A 19,285-nucleotide genomic window follows, 5' to 3' on the forward strand; every position below is an offset into this window, starting at 1 on the left:
CGCTCCTTGGCCGAAGGTCAGTTGGCTGGGCAGACCGCGTCGCCCTCGTTGGAGGCCAGCCGGATCTCCGTGAAGGTCATGGACATGCGGCCGGAGGTCATGAGCGCGAACGGTGCGGTCACCCGCGCCATATCCGCGCCCTTTGCCTTGAAACAGGACAGTTTGATCTTGGCCGTACGCCATTCGCCGATTTTCGCACCTGAAAACGTTGACGTTACGTCTACCGTCGCCCCGCAGGATTCGCCACAGCCGATGGCCATCGAGACGGGTTTCTCTGGGGAAGCATCGACGCGGTAACGGAGCATCACGGCCATGTCGCCCGTGGTCTGACGCGACAGGTCGACGGGCCGGCCGGACACGCCAAGCAGCCCCTGCCCCTCCCCGGTCCAAACCGCCTGGCGAGCATTCTCTTGCGCGCCAGCGTCGATCGCCTTGGTGGTGACGGCGCCGGAGGTGGTCAGAAGCCATGGCGCCGGCGCGCGGCCGGCGATGAAATAACGGTCTACATTCGTGGCCGCCGCCGACGTCACGCCGGACTCCTCAGACAGCACGGCCACCTTGCCCGGCTTGGCGTAGCTCAGGCCATAGCCATAGGCGAACAGCGGGTCATAGCCCTTGTCGCCGACATTGATCGGCTCCTGGTCGGCGCGCTTGGGCCACGAGAACGACAGCTTGCCCTTGAAGTCGAAGCGCGGCTTGCCGGCCTTGTCGCCGATCAGAACGTCCGCGACCCCGCCACCTTCCGAGCCCGGCAACCACGCCGCCACGAAGGCGTCGGACGCATTGATCTCGGGATTGGTCCAAAGCGGGCGACCGCTCAGGAACACCGACACCACCGGGATTCCCTGGGCCTTCAGCTTCTTCAGCAAGGCCAGATCGGTCTTGTCGCCCGGCTGGTACTCGGCCGTGGCGATGTCGCCCTGGAACTCGGCGTAGGGGTTCTCGCCGAAGACGACGATCGCGACATCGGGCTTTTGCTTGTAGTCGCCCGAGACCGACAGCTCGGCGCTGCCGCCGCCGGCCTTCACGGCCTCGGCGATCCCGCCGAAGATCGACTGGCCGTTCGGGAAGTCGCTGTTCTTGTTGCCCGTACCCTGCCAGGTCAGGGTCCAGCCGCCAGAGGCCTTGCCGATGTCGTCGGCGCCGTCGCCGGCCACCAGCACCCGCGCCGAGCTCTTCAGCGGCAGCACGCCTTCGTTCTTGAGCAAAACGAGCGACTTGCGGACCGCCTCGCGCGCGATCGCCCGGTGCTCGGGCGCGCCCAGCAACTCAAGCTTGCCTTCCAGCGGACGCTTGTTCTCGAACAGGCCCGCCTTGACCTTAACACGCAGGATACGGCGGACGGCGTCGTCGATCCGCGCCATCGGGATCTGACCAGCCTTCACCTGGGCCAACGTATTGTCATAGAGGCCCTTCCAGCTGTCGGGGGCCATCATCATGTCCATGCCGGCGTTGTAGGCCTGGGCGCAGCTGGTGTTGGTGCAACCCTCGACCTGGCCGTGGGCGTTCCAGTCGCCGACCACAAAGCCCTCGAAGCCCAGGCGGCCTTTCAGCACGTCGGTCAGCAGGCCCTTGTTGCCGGTATGCTTGACGCCATTCCAGCTGGAGAACGAGACCATCACCGACAGGATGCCGGCTTCGATCGCGGGCGGGTAGCCGGCGTTGTGCAGGCGGATCAGCTCGGCCTCGGGCAACTGAGCGTCGCCCTGGTCCTTGCCGCCGTCCGTGCCGCCATCGCCCAGGAAGTGCTTGGCCGAACCGGCGATGTGGCCGGTCGCCAAGGGCTTGCCTGCGACCAGAGCGCCTTGCAGGCCCAGCGTCATCGGACCGGCATAGGTCTTCACCACCTCCGGATCCTCGGCATAGCCCTCATAGGTACGGCCCCAGCGCACGTCGCGCGGCACAGCCACGGTCGGTCCAAAGGTCCAGTCGGCGCCGGTGGCCGCCATTTCCTTGGCGGTCGCCTCGCCGATGCGGCGGATCAGGTCGGGATCGCGCGCAGCGCCCAGGCCGATGTTGTGCGGAAAGATCGTCGCGCCAACGACATTGTTATGGCCGTGGACCGCGTCCACGCCGAAGATGATCGGGATTTCCTGGTGGCCGCCGCGGCTCTCCAGGGCCGCCGCGCGAAAGGCGTTGGTCCACTCGATCCAACGCTGGGCCGAGGCCCGGTCATTGCCGTCTGGCGCGCTGTTGCCGCCCACCAGAACTGAGCCCAAGCGGTACTTCTTAAGCTCCTCCGGCGTGATCGACGCACCGTCGGCTTGGATCGTCTGAGCGACCTTATCCTCGACGCTCATCTGGCCCATCAACTGGGTGACGAAAGCCTCGGCTTTGGCGTCGGTAATAGTCGCCGGGCTGGAGGTCTTCGGCCACAGCTCAGGATGAGTGGTCGCAGCGCCCGAAGGCGTCTGGGCCAGCACAGCTCCCGAAAATCCACCGGCGATCGCCAAGGCCAGGAAGGAAACACGAAGGGAGCGACGCGAAAACATAGGCGGTCCTCGAAGGCCTCTAAAAAGGCGACTGATCTGAAAGAAAAGCGCTCGGCGCGGCGCTTGCGGGGAACCGCGCCGAGCGAAAGAAAGCGGCTAGAAACACCGCTTGGAGGGGAGTGATCGTGCGCGCAGGACGGCGCGACGGGCGCTGGACTGGCCAGGCGAGGTCATGGCGTTTCCTCCTGACGCCGCCTTTCCGTGGGCGTCCGTCTTGATCACGGGTGATCTCATGTTGAACGGACAGCGCTGTCAAGAATAATCTGAATCTCGTCCGTCTATTTATCGCACTAACCGGGCGCCTTGCCGGTGGACTCCCGGACGACGAGCTCGAAATCCAGTAGCCGGGACGGCGGCGGATCACCCTCCTCATGCTGGACGCCGCTCATCAACATATCCGCCGCCGCAGCGGCCATGGCGGCGATCGGCTGCCTGACTGTCGTCAGCTGGGGCCAGGTGATCCGCGCTCCGGGCGTGTCGTCGAACCCCGCGATCGACAACTGGGCCGGGACGTCCAGCCGCATGCGGTTGGCGACGGCCATGACCCCCAGCGCCATGTCGTCGTTGGAGGCGAAGATCGCGGTGGGTCGGTCGGCTCCGCCAAGCAAGCGTTCGGCGGCCTCGAAACCCGAGCGGAACGAGAACCACCCCTGCTCCACCCGATCCTGGCGCACGGGCAGGTCCGCGTCGCGCATGGCGTCCACGAAACCTTGATGTCGCCGCGCCGAGGCGCCGTGATCGGGGTGCCCAATGATGAATCCGATGTCTCGATGACCCAGGCCGATCAGGTGGTTGGTCATCTCATAGGCGGCCTCGCGGTCGTCCATGCTGACCCAGGGGGCACGCTCGACGTCGTCGCCCGGGGCGATGCGGACATAGGCGACACCCTCGCGCTCAAGGGCGTCCAGCACCACCGGGTGGTCGCTGAGCGGCGGCGTCAAGATCACTCCATCCATGCGTAAGGTCGCCAGCATCGGGGCGACCTGATCTTCGACGTCGCTCGTGGAGTCGATCGGCTCGACAATCAGGTGGTAGCCCTCCTGCCGGCAGCGCGAGATCGCCCCCAGCTGCACGTCGGTGACGTAGCCGGGGCTGGGATTGTCGAAGAAAACGCCGATCAGATAGGCCTTCGCGCCAGCGAGGCTGCGGGCCGAGATATTGGGCCGATAGTTCAAAGCGGCCACCGCCGCCTGCACCCGATCGCGCGTATCGGCCTTGACGTTGGGCTCGCGATTGAGGACCCGCGAGACGGTCTTGATCGAAACGCCGCTCTCGCGGGCCACGTCGTGGATCGTGATCTTGGCGCTCAATTCCGTCCCCACCGCCCCGATTCGTTCGGTTTGGCGCGTACTTAGCCATGACAAGGCTGTCATGGCGATCCCTTTATGCCCCTCCCCTTCGGCGAGCATCAACGGCGCTTCTAACTCAAAAATTGACGATCTATCATCCCTCGAGGCCCTTTTCGGCCGCTTAGGGGGTATCTGTGCGAAATTGGAGAAACTTGGTCGTAACGGCCATGCTTGGCGCCCTGTGGGCGAATTCGGCTGAGGCTCAGGCAACGACGGATCTGGCCAAGCGGCTAGACCAAATCGGCTACCACATGGGCCGGGGCCCGAGCTGCGGTGAGTTTGGGTTCAAGGTTCACGGGGAAAATGTCGGCGCGATGGCCGGTGAAGTCATCGCGGACGCCATGGGCAAAGGGTTCTCGGAAGATCTCGCCGTTGGTCGCCTTACGAACGCCAGGGACAGGGGCATGCAGGAATTTGAACAGGAAATGGAGCAGATGACGGCGTTCGACATGAGCGACGAAGCCCGTTTCGCCGAAAACACTCGAAGAGGCGTGGAGAAAATCGTCAAATCCTGTCGAGCGATCGCGAAGGATCCCGTGACCCGCGTGCTCGTCGAGAACCCGTCGGTCAGCGACGAGGACTTGGTGCGCGAACTCTCGGACGAGATGCTCGCGCCCGCCGGCCTAGCCAGCTGGCAGACGCCCTATATCCGGGCTGGTGGCGATATGATCAGGGCCGTCACCTACTGCGCCGCTTACCTGACCCGCCCTCAATCGGACGCCTATGTCGCGGAACTGTACGCGCCAAGCCGCTTTCCGGCGGGCGTGCGCAACAAGGCCGTGGCCTATTTCGACCAATTGAAGCGGCGAGCGCCGCGAAACAGCGGCAACAGCAGGTTCGACGCGACGGAGTGCAAAGGCATGCTAGCCCGCGACGCGGAGGCGCTTAAGGCGGCTCGCTAACCGCCTGTCCGCTTCATCAAGGAGGCGTCGATCACGAAACCGACGCCCTCCCCTCCGGCGTCAGCGCCACCGCCGCGCCGATCAGCGCGGTGTGCGGGTGCAGGATCACGTGGGTCGGGATCGCCTGGGTGAAGCCCGACAGGCGTCCCTTGGCTTCGAAGCGCGCGCGGAAGTCGCTCTTTTCCAGGATGTCGATGATCCGAGGCGCGATGCCGCCGGCGATGAACACGCCGCCGCGCGCGCCCAGGGTCAGGGCGATGTCGCCGGCCGTCGAGCCCAGCACCGCGCAGAACCGGTTCACGGTCGCCAGGCAGTCAGGACAGTCCTCGGTGGCGCGTTCGGTGATCTGCTTGGCGGTCAGGCTGTCGACCTTGCGGCCCTCCGCCTCGCCCAAGGCGACGTGCAGATCCTCCATGCCGGGACCCGACAGAATGCGCTCGACCGAGACGCGGCCGCCATCCAGTTGCTTGGTCAGCAAACGCAGTACCTCGATCTCGACCGCGTCGACCGGCGCGAAGGCGACGTGGCCGCCCTCGGTCGCCAGCGGCAGCTCATGGCCGTGCCGGCGGACCAGGCCCGCGACGCCAAAGCCCGTGCCCGGGCCAAGAATGGCCAAGTCCCCCTCCCCCGAGGTCGGCAGCGTGCCGACCTGACGCAGATCCTTGGGCGCCAGACGCGGCGCGGCCAGGGCTTGGGCCGTGAAGTCGTTGATCAGCTTGGCCGTGCGGAAGCCGCCGGCGCGCCGCAGGCCATCCTCGGAGATCGTCCAGTCCAGATTGGTCATGTGGACCTGACCGTGGTCGATGGGCCCGGCCACCGCCACCACCGCCTGGTCGGCGTGCTTAACGCCAACCTTGTGCATATAGGCCTCGATGGCGTCCTCGGCCGTGCCGTAGTCCTCGCCCTTGAAGGCGGCGGGTTCGATCAGGCGCGGATCGGCCCCATCAAACTCGACCAGGGCGAAGCGGGCGTTCGTGCCGCCGATATCGCCGACGAGGCCGAGACCCCCGCTGTGATTGCCGTCCATGACCTAGCGTTTCCTTAGCCGAAGACGGACGCGCCGGCGTCGGCGGCGCCGACCCCCGATCGCATCCATCCGAACAGTTCCCTGCCAAAGCCCGGCTTGGACGCCGGGACGTTCGCTGGCGTCCGAGCGAACAGCGTCACCTCGTCCACCAGGATTTTAAGTTCGCCGGTCTCGGCGTTGACGCTGATCACGTCGCCGTCCTGGACATAGGCCAGAGGGCCGCCCTTGGCGGCTTCGGGCGTCACGTGAATTGCGGCCGGGGTCTTGCCCGAGGCGCCGGACATCCGACCGTCGGTGACCAAGGCGACCTTGTAGCCGCGATCCAGCAGCACTGAGATCGACGGCGACAGGTTATGCAGTTCCGGCATGCCATTGGCAGAGGGGCCCTGGAAGCGGACAACGACCACGACGTCGCGGTCCAGCTCGCCGCGCTTGAAGGCGGCGATGAAGTCTTCCTGCTCCTGGAAAACGGCCGCCGGCGCGGTGATCACGTGATGCTCAGGCTTCACGGCCGAGATCTTCATGACGCCGCGGCCCAGGTTGCCGGCCATCAAGCGAAGACCGCCCTCCTTGCTGAACGGGTCGGAGACGGGACGCACGATGGCTGGGTCCAAGCTATCGGCGGCGCCATCGCGCCACTTCAGCTCGCCGCCGTCGAGGTAGGGTTCCTGGGCGTAACGCGACAGGCCGGGCCCCGCGATGGTCTGGACGTCCTCGTGGACAAGGCCCGCCTTCAAGAGCTCGCGGATCACAAAGGCCATGCCGCCGGCGGCCTGGAAGTGGTTCACGTCGGCCGAGCCGTTCGGATAGACGCGGGCCAGCAGCGGCGTGGCGCGCGAAATGTCGTCGAGGTCCTCCAGCGTCAGCGCGATCCCGGCCGCGTGGGCCATGGCGACCATGTGCAGGGCCAGATTTGTCGAGCCGCCGGTGGCCATCAGGCCGACCACGCCGTTGACCATGGCCTTCTCGTCGATGATGCGGCCAACCGGGATGTACTCGTTGCCCTTGTTGGTGACCGAGGCCACGCGGCGAGCCGCTTCCTTGACCAGAGCCTCGCGCAGCGGCGTGTTGGGATGCACGAAAGCCGAGCCCGGCAGGTGCAGGCCCATCAACTCCATCAGCATCTGGTTGGTGTTGGCCGTGCCGTAGAAGGTGCAGGTGCCCGGACCGTGATAGCTGGCGCTCTCAGCCTCCAGCAGTTCGGCGCGGCCAACCTTGCCCTCGGCGTAAAGGGCGCGGATGCGAGCCTTCTCCGAGTTGGGCAGGCCCGAGGTCATGGGCCCTGCGGGCACGAACAGGGCCGGCAGGTGGCTGAAGGTCAGGGCGCCGATCACCAGGCCCGGAACGATCTTGTCGCAGACACCCAGATACAGGGCCGAGTCAAAGGCATCGTGGGTCAGGGCCACGGCCGTGGCCATGGCGATGACGTCGCGCGAGAACAGCGACAGCTCCATGCCTGGGCGGCCTTGCGTGACGCCATCGCACATGGCCGGCACGCCGCCGGCGAACTGGGCGGTGGCCCCGACTTCACGCGCCGCGTCCTTGATCAGCGCCGGATACTCTTCCAGCGGCTGGTGGGCCGACAGCATGTCGTTATAGGCCGAGACGATGCCGATATTGGGCGCGTTCGGGTCCAGCGCCCGGACCTTGTCGACGCCCGGCGAGGCGGCGAAGGCGTGGGCCCAGTTGGCGCAGGACAGCTTGGCGCGGCCCGGCTGGCTGTCGATCGCCTGCTGCATGTTGGCGAGGTAAGCTGCGCGGCTGTCCTTGCTGCGCGCCACGATGCGGGCGGTGACTTCGGCGATGACGGGATTGAGGCTCATGGCGTTACTCCGCCCAAAGGATGCGGACCTTGGCGCGGTCCTGCTTCAGGATGGCGGCGACCGGCAGGGCCGGATCGACGTCGCCTTCCAACAACGCCTTCTTGGCCGCTCCGGTGACTAGCAGCATGATCAGATCGGTGCGGGTCAGGGCGGCGAAGGTCAGGCTGAGACGAGGAAGGTCGGGCGCGGGATCGCTGGGCGGCACATCCAGAACCAGTCGGTCCGAGCGCGGATCTAGGCCTTGAGCCAGGACCGGATTGCCCGGGAACAGCGAGGCGAAGTGGCCGTCGGGACCCACGCCCAGAAGCACCGCACCAAACGGCGTGGCGGCCTCGACGCCGGCTTCGGCGGCGCGGGCGCTTTCGGCATGGCTCAGGCCGTCGAAATACAGCGGCGCGAACTGGGCCTTGGCCGCCTCTCCCACCAGCAGGTGACGACGCACCAGGCCCTCGTTGCTGCTCGGATCGGTCGGCGGGACAAAGCGTTCGTCGGTCAGGGTGACGGTGATCTTGTCCCAAGGCGCGGTGAGCGCAGCCAGGCGGTCATAGACCGGGGCCGGCGTCGTGCCGCCCGTCGCGGCGAACCCCGTCCGCCCCGAAGCGGCCACCGCATTGGTCAAGGCGTCCACCAGGATCGACGCGGTGGCGTCGTAGAGGGCTTCGCGAGAGCCGAAGGCTTCCAGTTTCGGCATCGCCTAGGCTTTCCAGGACCGGCCGCCGGGCGAGATCAGCGCGTTGGCCGTCTGCGGCCCCCAGGTGCCGGCGGCGTATGGCGCGGGATCAATGCCGGCCTCAACCCAAGCGGCCGAGACGCCGTCGATGAAGCGCCAGGCCTGCTCGACCTCGTCGCGACGCACGAAAAGCGTGCGGTCGCCGCGGAAGGCGTCCAGGAACAGCTTCTCGTAGGCGATCCGGCGGCGGCCGCCGGTCTGGCCGAACGACAGCGACAGCGGCAGCGACTGCAGGCGCATGCCCTCGTCCGACAGGCCAGGACGCTTGTTCATGATCGTCAGCGAGATGTCTTCATCGGGCTGCAGGTCGATGACCAGGCGATTGGCGACCAGCTCGCCGTCCGTCGCCGGGCCGAAGATGTTGTGCGGCAGAGGCTTGAACTGCACGACAATCTGGGTGCGACGGTCGGGCAGGTTCTTGCCGGTGCGCAGGAAGAACGGCACGCCATCCCAGCGCCAGTTGTCGATCGCCACCTTCATCGCAACGAAGGTCTCGGTCTTGGTGGGCTTGCCCACTTCCTCGACATAACCAGCCCGCGCGCTGCCCTCGACCACGCCGGCGACGTACTGGCCGCGCACGGTGTCGTGGGCGACCGTCTCCTTAGTAAAGGGGCGCAAGCTACGGAGAACCTTGACCTTCTCGTCGCGGACTGCATCCGGGTCGAAACCCGACGGCGCCTCCATGGCGACCAGGCAGAGCAGCTGCAGCATGTGGTTCTGCACCATGTCCCGCAGCGCGCCGTACTCGTCGTAATAGGGCCAGCGATCGCCGACCTTCTCGGTCTCGGCGATGGTGATCTGCACGTGGTCGATCGTGTTGCGGTCCCACAAGGGCTCGAACAGCACGTTGGCAAAGCGCAGGGCGGTCAGGTTCTGGACCGTCTCCTTGCCCAGATAGTGGTCGATCCGGAAGACCTGGCTTTCGTCCACGACGGCCGCGACGGCGGCGTTGGTGGCCTTGGAACTCTCCAGGTCGCGACCCAGCGGCTTTTCCAGGATTAGGCGTGCCTTGGGACCGGTCAGGCCGGCCGCCTGCAGCGCCTGGCAGGCCGGGCCGTAGAGGCTTGGCGACAGCGAGAAGAAGATCACCAGATCGCCGTGCTCGCCGATCCGCTCGGCCAGCTTCTTGGCGTCATCCTCGCTGGTAATGTTGGCCGGCACATAGTCGAGGCGGGCCGCGAGGCGATTCCAGGCCGCCTCCTCCACCGTCGCGCGCTTGCCCAGTTGTTCGCGCACCAGGGCCTTGTAGCCGGCGGCGTCGTGATCCGCGCGGGCCACGCCGATGATGCGGAGATCATGCGGCAGAAGTCGATCGACTTCGAGGAAGTACAGCGAAGGTAGCAGCATCCGCAGGGCCAAATCCCCCGCGCCGCCCAGCAGTACAAGCACTTCGCGGCCATTCTCGCCGTCGTTGTTCTTCGTCACCAATGTCTTCCACCCTATGACAACGTTGTCATGACATGCCTGCGGTAGAATGGCAAGCGCGAGCGTGAGCGCCGAGCTGGAGAGGCTCTCCAACGCGAACCGGAGTCGCCTGGCCAGAAGCCGAGCGAGCGCGCCTTAACTAGGGCAAACCCCGCGCCGCCGCCATAAGACCAATGGAGTTTCGGCGGAGGTTTGTTCATCCAGCAAGGCGCGAACGAAAGACCTTGCCTTGAATGCGCGCGAAAAGGTCAAGGCGGCGAACGGGCATGCCTTGAGCGCCTCCGACGCCCTCAGCCGCCGGCCCGCGCCGCCGCGCCCGCCGGCTGGCCGGTTCGGAACTTGTCCTTCATGCGAGCGACCCAGCCGCTGAAGGCTTCGTTGTCGGCGCTGACCTTGCCGAAGTCGGACGGCGAGACCGCCTCGGAGCCCAGCCCCTGCAGCGCCACGCGCAGGCCGTCGGGATTGCGGGCGTTGTCAACGAAGCGGGTCCAGCGCAGGCGCAGGCGCGCCAGGGCCGCGTCGTCGTCGGCCAGGCTGTAGGCCACCGCCGAGCGCAGCAGACGCGCCTCCTCGGGCGCCGACAGCCCGCCCTGCCCCTTCCAGCGATCACCCAGCATGCGCTCGTAGAGCGACCCGGCCAACGGCCAGGCCCGCTGCTTCCAGGCGATGTCGGCGCGAATCTCCTGGCCATCCCTGCTGTTGTCGCGCTCCACCAACTCCTGAGCGTCATCGTAACGCCCAAGGCCGATCAAGGCTCGCGCGGTGGCCAGACGACGCTCGGCGTTCAAAGCCGGCGGCAAGATCGTCGTGCGCGTGGCGTTGATGGTGTTCAGCGCGTCCTCGGGACGCTTGTTCATCAGATAGATCCAGGCCAGGTCGGTCGCGACCTGGGCCTTGGGCACGCCGTTCAGGCGATTGTCGACCTGGTACTTGAGGAGTTTGGCCGCGTCGTCCAGCAGATCAACGTCCACCAGGCGACGCACCAGGTTGCGGACCATCTGGTCGCCGTCGGCGCCGATCGGGGTCAGCTCCTGGAAGTCGTAGAACAGGCCCACGGCCTGGATCGGCTGCATGCCGTCCGCTAGCCCATCCAGGAACAACGCCCGGAAAGTGCTGGAGATCTCGTTCTGCAGGGCCAGGGCTTCTGGACGGTCCGAACTTGGCCGGCCCGCCGAGCGCATGACCTCCAGCGCCTCGCGATATCGACCTTGGTCGATATAGAGTTTTCCGAGGGCGCGGATGACCTCCATCTCGACGCCGTCACCGCGCCAGCGGTAACGGAGCTGGTTCAGGGTGTCAGCCGCCTTGACCGCGTTGATCTCGCGCTTCTCGTACTGCAGACGCGTGGCGTGCAGGAGCGCGGGCGCGGCCAGATCGTCGTAAGGCGCGCGGGCGATGGCCTGGAACATCTTCTTGGCGCGAACCTTCTCGCCCTTGGCTTCGAAGATGCGGGCTTGGACCAAGCGTATGGCCAACTGATCCTTCACGGGGATCTTCGGCTGCGCTAGCGCCTTGGCGGCGAACTGCAAGGCGCCGGTCTGGTCTCCAACGCCCAAGGCGGCCTCGGCCTGAGCGCCCAGGAACCTCGCCTTCCAGATCGGCGGAAAGAGATCCAGCGCCCGGCCGCCGCTGGCGAACTTGGTGCGCGCGTCCAGCCATTGGCCGTTCTTGGTCGAGATGTAGCCCCGCCAAAGCGCGCTGGAGGGCTCGTCCGCCAGGACAGGCGATGAGAAATCGGCATCGGCTTCCGCATAACGGCCGGCCAGCACCCGCGCGATGCCGCGCAGTCCCCGGAACTCCGGATTGGCCATCATCGTCTGATGTTGGCGAGCGCCCGCGTTGAGCACGCCGATGGCTTCGAGCGACATCTGCGAGCCAACCAGGAATCGCGCCAAAGCGAGGCGCGCCGCGATGTCGGCGTCTTCGTCCGGCGCCGCGCTGATGGCCTTCTGCAGAGCGTTGTAGCGGGCCAGGAAGCCGCCCGATCCGAGCTTGGGCCACTCTTCCAGGTCGATCAGGGCCGGCATCGCCAGCGGCTGAGGCGCGCCCGCAACGGCCTCTTCCGGCGGCGCGGCGGCCGAGGCAGGCGACAGCGCCAGTCCCTTGGGCCGGCCGACGCGCACCTGATCAGCGGCCGCCTGGACCATCAGGTCCGACGCATAGGCTTCCGCCGCCAGGCCTTGCGCCGATTGCAGCAGGGCGAACTCGACATAGTCCCGGCGAGAGGACAGACCCTTGGCTGGGGGCAAGGCGGGCGCGACGATGATCTTGTCGCCGACGGCCGGATCGTCGACCCAGATGGCGCGCGTGACGCCCGCTACGGCCGCCGTGAGCGCGGCGGAGGGCGCGGCCTCGTCGCGGTTGATCTGGATGATGTCGGGGCTCTGCTGCGGCCCCGGACCGAAACTGATGCGCCAGGTCGGCCCCGCGCCGACCGCCACATAGGGCTCCCCCACCGGCGCCACGATACGCAGGGCCGAATAGTCAGCGCCCTTCAGCGCCTGGATCCGGGAGTAGCGGGGGGTGTTGGCGGGTAGCTTGGAGATGTCGATCCGCGCGGGCGTGTCAAAGACGATCCAGACCGCCTCCCCGCGCCGGAACACGGCCGCCCCAGCGGGCGCGGCCCAGGTGAACGACAGAGTGACCTGTCCATCGCCGCGCTCGATCCCGGCGCGCACGACGCCGTCGCGCGGCATCGGGTTGGCACGCCCAACCGGCGGCGGCGGCGCGGTGGCAGTCGAGGCCTGGGCGGCGGCGAGCGCTCCGTCCTTGGCGAAGATGTTGACGAAATTGACGCCGTCGGCCGCGCCGACCTTGAAGTCGGCGTCGTCGGCCAGGGTCAGGACCAGTTCAAGCGCCCCGCCTACGCGACGAGCATCTGCGCCCTTTACCCAGCGCGGGGGCGCGATCTTGAGACTGGAGAGATCGGGATTGGCGTCGCGGCTGAACCGCAGAATCAGGTTGGCGCCCTCGCGGCGCGAAGTCATGCGGGCCCCGCCGCTCCAATGAAACTCGACCCGGGAGAAGTCCGCAGCCTGCGCGACACGCACGTCCAAGGCCGACCGCGCCGCGACGGGCGGCGGCGCAGCGTAGCCGGACGGCGCCAGCACGCCCACGATGCACGCGGCGGCGACGCTGGATCGCAGGAACTGGCGAAGGGTCATGAGCCTCCCTTAACCACCCCGGTTGGGCGCGCCCGCCAGAGGCGCGCCAGCGGCCTGCTGGGCAGCCGCCGCAGCGTTATCGGCAACCGCGGCTCTGCCCTTTTCCACCACGGGGTTGGCGAGACGGGCGGCCAAGCGCTCGGTCAGGATCTTGGCGTCGGCCGGGGCCATGTTCGACAGGATCATCGCCAGGGTGCGTTCTTTCATCTTGGCGGCGATCGGCAGGCGAACCTCATCCGACAGAAGGGTCATGCGGACGGCGGCGTCCTTGGGCTTCATGCCCTGATAGACGGTGACCAGACGATCGACCTCGGCCTGCTTCTGAGCGTCGACCTGGCCCAGCAGCCCCTGGATCTCGCCCTTGAGGCCGGTCAGGGCCTTCATCTTGGTGTCGAGCTTGGCCTCGGCGGCGGCAAGCAGCTGCAGTTGGACGTCGATATCCTGCTCGCGCTGGTCCAGTTGACCGCGACGAGCGCCCAGGCTCTGGAGAACGCGCAGTTCTGCGGGCGAGAGACCAGCCTCCTTAGCCAGCGCGTCGGCCGACGGGGCGCAGGCGCGCGGCAAGGTCTTGGCGGCGGCGGGCTGACCCGCGCCTTCGGCTGAGGGCGCGCCCTCGCCTTCAGCTGCCTTCTCGCCCGGCTTGGCGGCGCCCTCGGCGAAGGCCTTGGCGCCGGCCAGCATGTCAGGCAGCGATTTCGCGCCGGCCATGGCGTTGATGGCCAGGACGCCGCCGACGGCGACGCCGACCAGGGGCAGGATGCGCGGAATGTTCTTCATCGGCGGGCTCTGGATTGGGGTCCGGGACGCGGGGGTTCGCCCGGCCCGTCGAAGAGGTCATCATCGACCCGCGCCCGTGAACGCGGGGTTTCGCGAGACGCGGCGGGCGCGCTCGGCGTTGGGCGAACACCGGGCGGAAGACGCGATTCGCGCTCCAGCAGGCGCTCGAAGTCCTCGGCCTTCAGGCGGCGTCCGGCGGACGGCGGGACTTCGTCCACGCGGCCCCGCACGGCAGGCGGCTTCGGCGCCTCGCGCTCGGGCCGCGTCGGCGCGGGCCGGCTGACCCGCTCATCCAGCTGGGCGGCCAGGGCCTGGGCCCGTTCGATGCGGATGGCCAAGGTCTCGGCCGCTTCGTCGGTGGCGGCGCGCAGGTCGGCGAGACCCTGCTCGGCGCGGGCGGCGGCCTGGTCCAGGTCCTTGACGGCCTTGGCGAAGCCCTCGTGGCTGTCGCGCAGCGCCTTCAGGCGGCGTTCAAGACGCCAGCCGAAGCCCAGGGCCACGATCAGCAGCACCGCCAGCAAACCGTTCATGGCGAAAGCGATAAAACTCATTTCAGCTTCTGCACGGCCTTCTTGGCGGCGGGCGTCAGAGGCGCCTCGGCGCGGATGGCGATCGAGTGGTTGCGACGACCCATGCGGCCGCGCGTCAGCGGGATAGCCCCAGCGCGCAACTCGACCAGACTGTCGGGCGTGGCGTTCAGCATCAGGGTGTCGCCGACCTGCATGTTCAGCACGCGTGACAACGGCAGCTGCTGCTCGTCGAGCACGGCGCGGACCTCCATCTGGGTGGTCCAGAGTTCGGTGGCCAAGTGGCCTTCCCAAATGTTGTCGCGGCCGAACTTCTCACCCATGAACTGCTGCAGCAGCATCTTCCGGATGGGTTCCAGCGTGGCGTAGGGCAGCAGGAGCTCGATGCGGCCGCCGCGGTCTTCCATGTCGATCCGCAGCTTGACCAGGATAGCAGCGTTGGCCGGGCGGGCGATGGCGGCGAAGCGCGGGTTGGTCTCCAGACGATCCAGCGAAAAGGCGACCGGATGCAGCGGCTCGAAGGCGCTCTTCAGGTCGTGCAGCACCACCTCGATCATCCGCTGCACCAGCACGCGCTCGATCGTGGTGTAGGGACGGCCCTCGATGCGCATCGCCGCCGTGCCGCGACGCCCGCCCAGCAGCACGTCCACGATCGAGTAGATCAGGTTGGAGTCGACCGTCAGCAGGCCGTAGTTGTCCAGCTCCTCGGCCCGGAACACCGCCAGGATGGCCGGCAGCGGGATCGAGTTCAGATAGTCGCCGAAACGGATCGAGCTGATGTTGTCGAGGCTGACCTCGACGTTGTCGGACGTGAAGTTCCGCAAGGACGTCGTCATCAACCGCACCAGGCGGTCGAAGACGATTTCCAGCATCGGCAGGCGCTCGTAGCTGACCAGCGCCGAGTTGATGATCGCCCGGATGCCCGTGCGGTCCTCGGAGCCGTCGCCGGACAGATCGAAGCCCAGCAGGCTGTCGATTTCGTCCTGGTTCAGGATGCGCTCGGACGCGCCGTCGGCGCCGGCGCCGCCGCCGTCGTCCCAGCCGGCCATGCCGCCCGAGAAGTCGCCAAACTCGTTGACGCCGCCGCCGCCTTCCGCGCCCCACTGGGCCTGATCGTTCTCGTCCGCCATGATCGTTCGCCCCAACCAGCCCGAGAGCTTAGTTGATTAGCATCTCCTCGATGAGGACCGCGTTCACCTTGGCCGGCGCGGCGACCAGGTTCACCCGGCGCAACAGCTCGACGCGCAGCTGATACGTGCCTTGGCTGCCATTCAGGTCTTCAGGACGCAGTTCGCGCAGGAACGTCTGGAACATGTCCTGCAACCTGGGCAGATTCGGCGTCAAAGCCTCGGCCGTCTCTTCGTCCGGCAGCTCGAAAGTCAGCTTCAGCTTCAGGAAGGTCGACTTGCCGTCCGCCGTCTGCATGTTCACGACGATATCTGGCAAGGTGTAGAACACCACGCCGTCAGGGCCTTCCTTGATGACGGGAGCAGGACCGCCAGCGGCGGCGCCTTCCTTGCCCTTCTCGCCTTCCTTGCCCTTCTCTTCCTTCTTCTCTTCCTTCTTTTTCTCTTTCTTTTCAGCGCCATGCTCGCCCGCTTCCGCGGCCGGCTTGGGCTTCATCAGGAAGAAGGCCGCGGCGCCGCCGCCCCCAGGACGAGGACCCCGGCCGCGATCGCGATGATGAGAATAGGCGGCTTCTTCTTGGCGGAGGCTTCGCCTTCGGCGCCCTCTTCACCTTCGGGAGCTTCCTGATCGTTCTGAGCCACGCGCGCGGTTCCTTGGAATCTATATCCCTTACTCATGCGCGAGCATGGTTAACGATGTGTTTTGGCGGCCATTTGGTCGCAGGCTGAATCTGCCCGGCAGAGTCCGACCAACACCCCCGAATTAACCTTTCTATTTACTGTTTTTATTGAACTTTTCGATCTGGCACGAAGGTTGCTTCAGGAGGTGCGGCGCATTTGTCGCGCCAGCCGCCCGAGTTAACTCGCCATGGACAACGCGCTTTACGTCGGCCTTTCGCGCCAACTGACGCTTCGCCGTGAGCTGGACATCGTCGCCAACAACATCGCCAACGCCAACACAACGGGCTTCAAGGTCGAGGACCTGATGGTCCGCACCGAGCAGTCCAAGCCGGCCAAGACGCTGGACGGTGGCGCGCCGGTCAAGTTCGTTCTGGATTCCGGCGTCGCTCGCGACTTCACGCAAGGGCCGATGACCAAGACGGGCGGCGATTTCGATCTGGCGATCGAGGGGCAAGGCTTCTTCCGGGTCCAGACGGCCGCCGGTGATCGCTATACCCGCGATGGCCGCTTCACCACCAACCCCGAGGGGCAGTTGGTCACCCAGGGCGGCCAACCCGTGCTGGACGAAGGCGGCGGCCCTCTGAACATCGACCCGACGCTGGGCCAGGTGAACATCGGCAAGGACGGCATCGTCACCCAAGGCGCGATCCGGGTCGGCAGGATCGCCGTGGTTCGTCCCGACAACCTGGCCTCGATGGCCAAGGATGGCGACAACCTCTACCGCAACACCACCAACGCCAACCTGCAGCCCGCGCCGGACGCCGTCGTCCACCAGGGCATGCTGGAATCCTCCAACGTCCAGTCCGTCATCGAGATCACGAAGCTGATCCAGGTGCAGCGCGCCTACGAGAGCATCACGAAGATGATGGACAACACCTCTGAACTGTCCCGGACCGCCGTCGAGCGGCTGGGCAAGGCCAATTAGGGAACGCTAGCCCATGCAAGCTCTCCGCACCGCCGCTTCGGGCATGTCAGCGCAACAGCTGAACGTCGAAGTCATCTCGAACAACATCGCCAACATGAACACCGTTGGCTTCAAGCGTCAGCGGGCCGAGTTCCAAGACCTGCTGTACCAGACGATCGAGCGCGCCGGCTCGCAGTCGTCCAGCGACGGCAACATCGTTCCGACCGGCGTGCAGGTCGGCGGCGGCGTCAAGGCCGGTTCGGTCTATCGCATCACCGAGCAAGGCACCCCGACCCTGACCGACAACCCCTTGGACATCGCGATCCAGGGCAAGGGCTATCTGCAAATCCTGCTGCCCTCGGGCGAGACGGCCTATACCCGCGCCGGCAACTTCTCGACCAACGACCAGGGCCAGATTGTCACCGAGGACGGCTATCTGGTCCAGCCGGGCATCACCGTCCCGCAGAACTCCACCGACATCATCGTCAGCAAGACCGGCCTGGTGCAGGTCAAGCTGGACGGCCAGACCGACCCGCAGACAATCGGCCAGCTGCAGCTCGCCAACTTCATGAACGAAGGCGGCCTCGAAGCCATCGGCGATAACCTGTTCCTGGAGACGGCCGGCTCGGGCGCCGCCAACCTCGCCGCGCCCGGCGAGCCTGGCTTCGGCACCCTGCTGCAACACTACACCGAGGCCTCGAACGTCGACTCCGTCTCGGAAATCACGGCCCTGATCACCGCCCAGCGCGCCTACGAAATGAACTCCAAGGTCATCTCCACGGCCGACCAGATGCTGCAAACCACCTCGCAGATGAGGTCGTAAGCCGATGAAGACGCTCCTGATCGCCGCAGCGGCCCTCACCTTCGCCTCGCCCGCGCTCGCCGGAACGCCGGTGAGCCTGCGGATGGACACCACCGACTCCGACGGCCGCGTCACCCTGGGCGAGCTGTTCGACGGCGTTTCCGGCGCGGCCGCCAACCTGGTAGTCGCCGCCCGCACGGGGCCGACCGTCGTTCTCGAGGCCGGCCAGGTGCAGGTCTTCGCTCGTCGCGCTGGTTTCGATTGGGACAACAGCCAGGGCATTCGCCGGATCATCGTCCGTGAAGGCGCGGACAAGGGCGGCGCCGCCTCTCGCGGCGGTCTCGCGGGCGCGCCGCGCGGCAACGTGGAAGTTCTTGCCTACGCCCGCAGCATCACGGTCGGCGAAATCGTCCAGCCGGAGGACCTGATCTGGGTGAAGATGGCCGGCGGTCCGGCCGACGCGCCCCGCGACTCCGACGCCGTGATCGGTCTGGCGGCCAAGCGCCCCCTGCGTGAAGGCGCCGCAGTCTCGATCCGCGACGTCGCCGCGCCCCAGGTCATCCGGAGCGGCGACCTTATCACCGTCACCTACAGCGACGGCGGAATTTCCCTTTCGCTTCAAGGCAAGGCCATGGCCGCCGCCTCGACCGGCGATGTCTTCGCCGTTCAGAACACCGCTTCGAAGAAGATCATCCAGGCCGTCGCGACCGGCCCCGGCGCTGCGGCCGTCGGTCCGCAGGCCCAAGGCTTGCAAGCCCGCTCGCAACCCCTCCGTTTCGCCGCTCGCTAAGAGGCACTGACTCATGCGTCGCCCCGCCCTGATCGCCGCCACCCTGCTGCTGGCCCCTCTGGCCGCCTGCTCGACCGTTAAGGAAGCTGTGAAGGGTCCGGACCTGGCCCCCGTCGGCTATCCGGCCACCCTGGCTCCAATCCAGCAGCAGTACGTCTCCGCCCGCGAGCCCGCCCCGCAGGCGGCCTCGGCCAACTCGCTGTGGCGCGTCGGCGCCCGCGCCTTCTTCAACGACCAGCGCGCCAGCCGCGTCGGCGACATTCTGACCGTGATGATCGACATCGACGACAGCGCCAATACCCAGAACCAGACCGACAGCTCGCGCACCGCGACCACCAAGGCCGGCGTGCCGCATCTGCTGGGCCTGGAGTCGAGCCTTGGCAAGATCTTGCCGGGCGGCTTCGACGCCGCCAACGCGCTGGAGACCAACTCCACCACCACCAACGCCGGCGCCGGCAGCGTCCAGCGCTCGGAGCAGATTAGCCTGACGATCGCGGCCGTGGTCAGCCAGGTCCTGCCGAACGGCAACATGGTGATCCAGGGCACTCAGGAGGTCCGCACCAACGCCGAACTGCGCCAACTGACGGTTGCCGGCATCGTGCGTCCCGAGGACATCTCCTCGGCCAACACCATCCGCCATACCCAGATCGCCGAAGCTCGCATCAGCTACGGCGGCCGCGGCGACATCAGCCGCGTACAAAAGACGCCGGCCGGCCAGGCGCTGATCGAAAAGTTCTCGCCGTTCTAGGGCGCGATCGGCACGGC

General features: G+C 66.9%; 15 protein-coding genes and 1 pseudogene. 5 read left to right on the forward strand and 11 right to left on the reverse strand.

Annotated elements, in window-relative coordinates:
- Positions 1–17: 17 nt before the first annotated feature.
- Both CSW59_RS02295 and CSW59_RS02300 read right to left on the reverse strand, forming a co-directional pair.
- On the reverse strand, positions 18–2,492 hold the full coding sequence (locus CSW59_RS02295; protein ID WP_099442504.1) for an exo 1,3/1,4-beta-D-glucan glucohydrolase: 2,475 nt from the start codon (positions 2,490–2,492) through the stop codon (positions 18–20).
- 290 nt (positions 2,493–2,782) lie between these two features.
- Positions 2,783–3,802, reverse strand: coding sequence for a LacI family DNA-binding transcriptional regulator (locus CSW59_RS02300; RefSeq protein ID WP_099442505.1), 1,020 nt, complete (start codon positions 3,800–3,802; stop codon positions 2,783–2,785).
- 206 nt (positions 3,803–4,008) lie between these two features.
- On the opposite strand from CSW59_RS02300, the gene CSW59_RS02305 reads away from it, so the two are divergent.
- Complete coding sequence (locus CSW59_RS02305; protein WP_099442506.1) at positions 4,009–4,743, forward strand: hypothetical protein; 735 nt, start codon at positions 4,009–4,011, stop codon at positions 4,741–4,743.
- Positions 4,744–4,774: 31 nt separating this feature from the next.
- On the opposite strand, the gene glk is transcribed toward CSW59_RS02305, so the two are convergent.
- From glk to fliL, 9 genes and pseudogenes are all read right to left on the reverse strand, one after another.
- Positions 4,775–5,770: a glucokinase gene (gene glk, locus CSW59_RS02310; protein WP_099442507.1), complete on the reverse strand. Its 996-nt coding sequence runs from the start codon at positions 5,768–5,770 to the stop codon at positions 4,775–4,777.
- A 14-nt stretch (positions 5,771–5,784) separates the two neighbouring features.
- The gene (gene edd / locus CSW59_RS02315; RefSeq protein WP_099442508.1) at positions 5,785–7,593 is read right to left on the reverse strand and encodes a phosphogluconate dehydratase; all 1,809 of its coding nucleotides are present in this window, start codon (positions 7,591–7,593) and stop codon (positions 5,785–5,787) included.
- A gap of 4 nt (positions 7,594–7,597) precedes the next feature.
- Positions 7,598–8,284 (reverse strand): 6-phosphogluconolactonase, encoded by a 687-nt coding sequence (gene pgl, locus CSW59_RS02320; protein WP_099442509.1) that lies wholly within the window; start codon positions 8,282–8,284, stop codon positions 7,598–7,600.
- A gap of 3 nt (positions 8,285–8,287) precedes the next feature.
- On the reverse strand, positions 8,288–9,748 hold the full coding sequence (gene zwf / locus CSW59_RS02325) for a glucose-6-phosphate dehydrogenase (protein WP_099442510.1): 1,461 nt from the start codon (positions 9,746–9,748) through the stop codon (positions 8,288–8,290).
- 290 nt (positions 9,749–10,038) lie between these two features.
- Positions 10,039–12,912, reverse strand: a complete 2,874-nt coding sequence (locus CSW59_RS02330; RefSeq protein WP_099442511.1) for a lipopolysaccharide assembly protein LapB — start codon at positions 12,910–12,912, stop codon at positions 10,039–10,041.
- A 9-nt stretch (positions 12,913–12,921) separates the two neighbouring features.
- On the reverse strand, positions 12,922–13,689 hold the full coding sequence (locus CSW59_RS02335; RefSeq protein ID WP_099442512.1) for a MotE family protein: 768 nt from the start codon (positions 13,687–13,689) through the stop codon (positions 12,922–12,924).
- On the reverse strand, positions 13,686–14,240 hold the full coding sequence (locus CSW59_RS02340; RefSeq protein ID WP_099442513.1) for a DUF6468 domain-containing protein: 555 nt from the start codon (positions 14,238–14,240) through the stop codon (positions 13,686–13,688). Before CSW59_RS02340 ends, CSW59_RS02335 begins: the two co-directional genes overlap by 4 nt.
- A complete protein-coding gene (gene fliM, locus CSW59_RS02345; RefSeq protein ID WP_099442514.1) occupies positions 14,237–15,346 on the reverse strand; it encodes a flagellar motor switch protein FliM in 1,110 nt (369 codons plus the stop codon). Before fliM ends, CSW59_RS02340 begins: the two co-directional genes overlap by 4 nt.
- A gap of 28 nt (positions 15,347–15,374) precedes the next feature.
- A pseudogene (gene fliL, locus CSW59_RS02350) lies at positions 15,375–16,021 on the reverse strand (flagellar basal body-associated protein FliL).
- Positions 16,022–16,211: 190 nt separating this feature from the next.
- Here fliL and flgF point away from each other — a divergent pair.
- From flgF to flgH, 4 genes are read left to right on the forward strand one after another with little or no spacing between them, the layout of a single operon-like run.
- Entirely contained in the window at positions 16,212–16,949 is a 738-nt protein-coding gene (gene flgF / locus CSW59_RS02355; RefSeq protein ID WP_099442515.1) for a flagellar basal-body rod protein FlgF, read from the forward strand.
- Between the two features lie 13 nt (positions 16,950–16,962).
- On the forward strand, positions 16,963–17,751 hold the full coding sequence (flgG, locus tag CSW59_RS02360) for a flagellar basal-body rod protein FlgG (protein ID WP_099442516.1): 789 nt from the start codon (positions 16,963–16,965) through the stop codon (positions 17,749–17,751).
- Between the two features lie 4 nt (positions 17,752–17,755).
- On the forward strand, positions 17,756–18,520 hold the full coding sequence (gene flgA / locus CSW59_RS02365) for a flagellar basal body P-ring formation chaperone FlgA (protein WP_099442517.1): 765 nt from the start codon (positions 17,756–17,758) through the stop codon (positions 18,518–18,520).
- Positions 18,521–18,533: 13 nt separating this feature from the next.
- Positions 18,534–19,268, forward strand: a complete 735-nt coding sequence (gene flgH / locus CSW59_RS02370) for a flagellar basal body L-ring protein FlgH (protein WP_099442518.1) — start codon at positions 18,534–18,536, stop codon at positions 19,266–19,268.
- The last annotated feature ends 17 nt before the right edge of the window (positions 19,269–19,285 follow it).

Origin of the sequence: Caulobacter sp. BP25 (assembly GCF_002737755.1) — a bacterium.
Lineage (GTDB): Bacteria > Pseudomonadota > Alphaproteobacteria > Caulobacterales > Caulobacteraceae > Caulobacter.

What these genes read in the sequence shown, in the direction of transcription:
- CSW59_RS02295 (WP_099442504.1), bottom strand. Translation starts at nt 2,492, where the DNA reads ATGTTTTCGCGTCGCTCCCTTCGTGTTTCCTTCCTGGCCTTGGCGATC.
- CSW59_RS02305 (WP_099442506.1), top strand. Translation starts at nt 4,009, where the DNA reads ATGCTTGGCGCCCTGTGGGCGAATTCGGCTGAGGCTCAGGCAACGACG.
- glk (WP_099442507.1), bottom strand. Translation starts at nt 5,770, where the DNA reads ATGGACGGCAATCACAGCGGGGGTCTCGGCCTCGTCGGCGATATCGGC.
- edd (WP_099442508.1), bottom strand. Translation starts at nt 7,593, where the DNA reads ATGAGCCTCAATCCCGTCATCGCCGAAGTCACCGCCCGCATCGTGGCG.
- pgl (WP_099442509.1), bottom strand. Translation starts at nt 8,284, where the DNA reads ATGCCGAAACTGGAAGCCTTCGGCTCTCGCGAAGCCCTCTACGACGCC.
- CSW59_RS02330 (WP_099442511.1), bottom strand. Translation starts at nt 12,912, where the DNA reads ATGACCCTTCGCCAGTTCCTGCGATCCAGCGTCGCCGCCGCGTGCATC.
- CSW59_RS02335 (WP_099442512.1), bottom strand. Translation starts at nt 13,689, where the DNA reads ATGAAGAACATTCCGCGCATCCTGCCCCTGGTCGGCGTCGCCGTCGGC.
- CSW59_RS02340 (WP_099442513.1), bottom strand. Translation starts at nt 14,240, where the DNA reads ATGAGTTTTATCGCTTTCGCCATGAACGGTTTGCTGGCGGTGCTGCTG.
- fliM (WP_099442514.1), bottom strand. Translation starts at nt 15,346, where the DNA reads ATGGCGGACGAGAACGATCAGGCCCAGTGGGGCGCGGAAGGCGGCGGC.
- flgF (WP_099442515.1), top strand. Translation starts at nt 16,212, where the DNA reads ATGGACAACGCGCTTTACGTCGGCCTTTCGCGCCAACTGACGCTTCGC.
- flgG (WP_099442516.1), top strand. Translation starts at nt 16,963, where the DNA reads ATGCAAGCTCTCCGCACCGCCGCTTCGGGCATGTCAGCGCAACAGCTG.
- flgA (WP_099442517.1), top strand. Translation starts at nt 17,756, where the DNA reads ATGAAGACGCTCCTGATCGCCGCAGCGGCCCTCACCTTCGCCTCGCCC.
- flgH (WP_099442518.1), top strand. Translation starts at nt 18,534, where the DNA reads ATGCGTCGCCCCGCCCTGATCGCCGCCACCCTGCTGCTGGCCCCTCTG.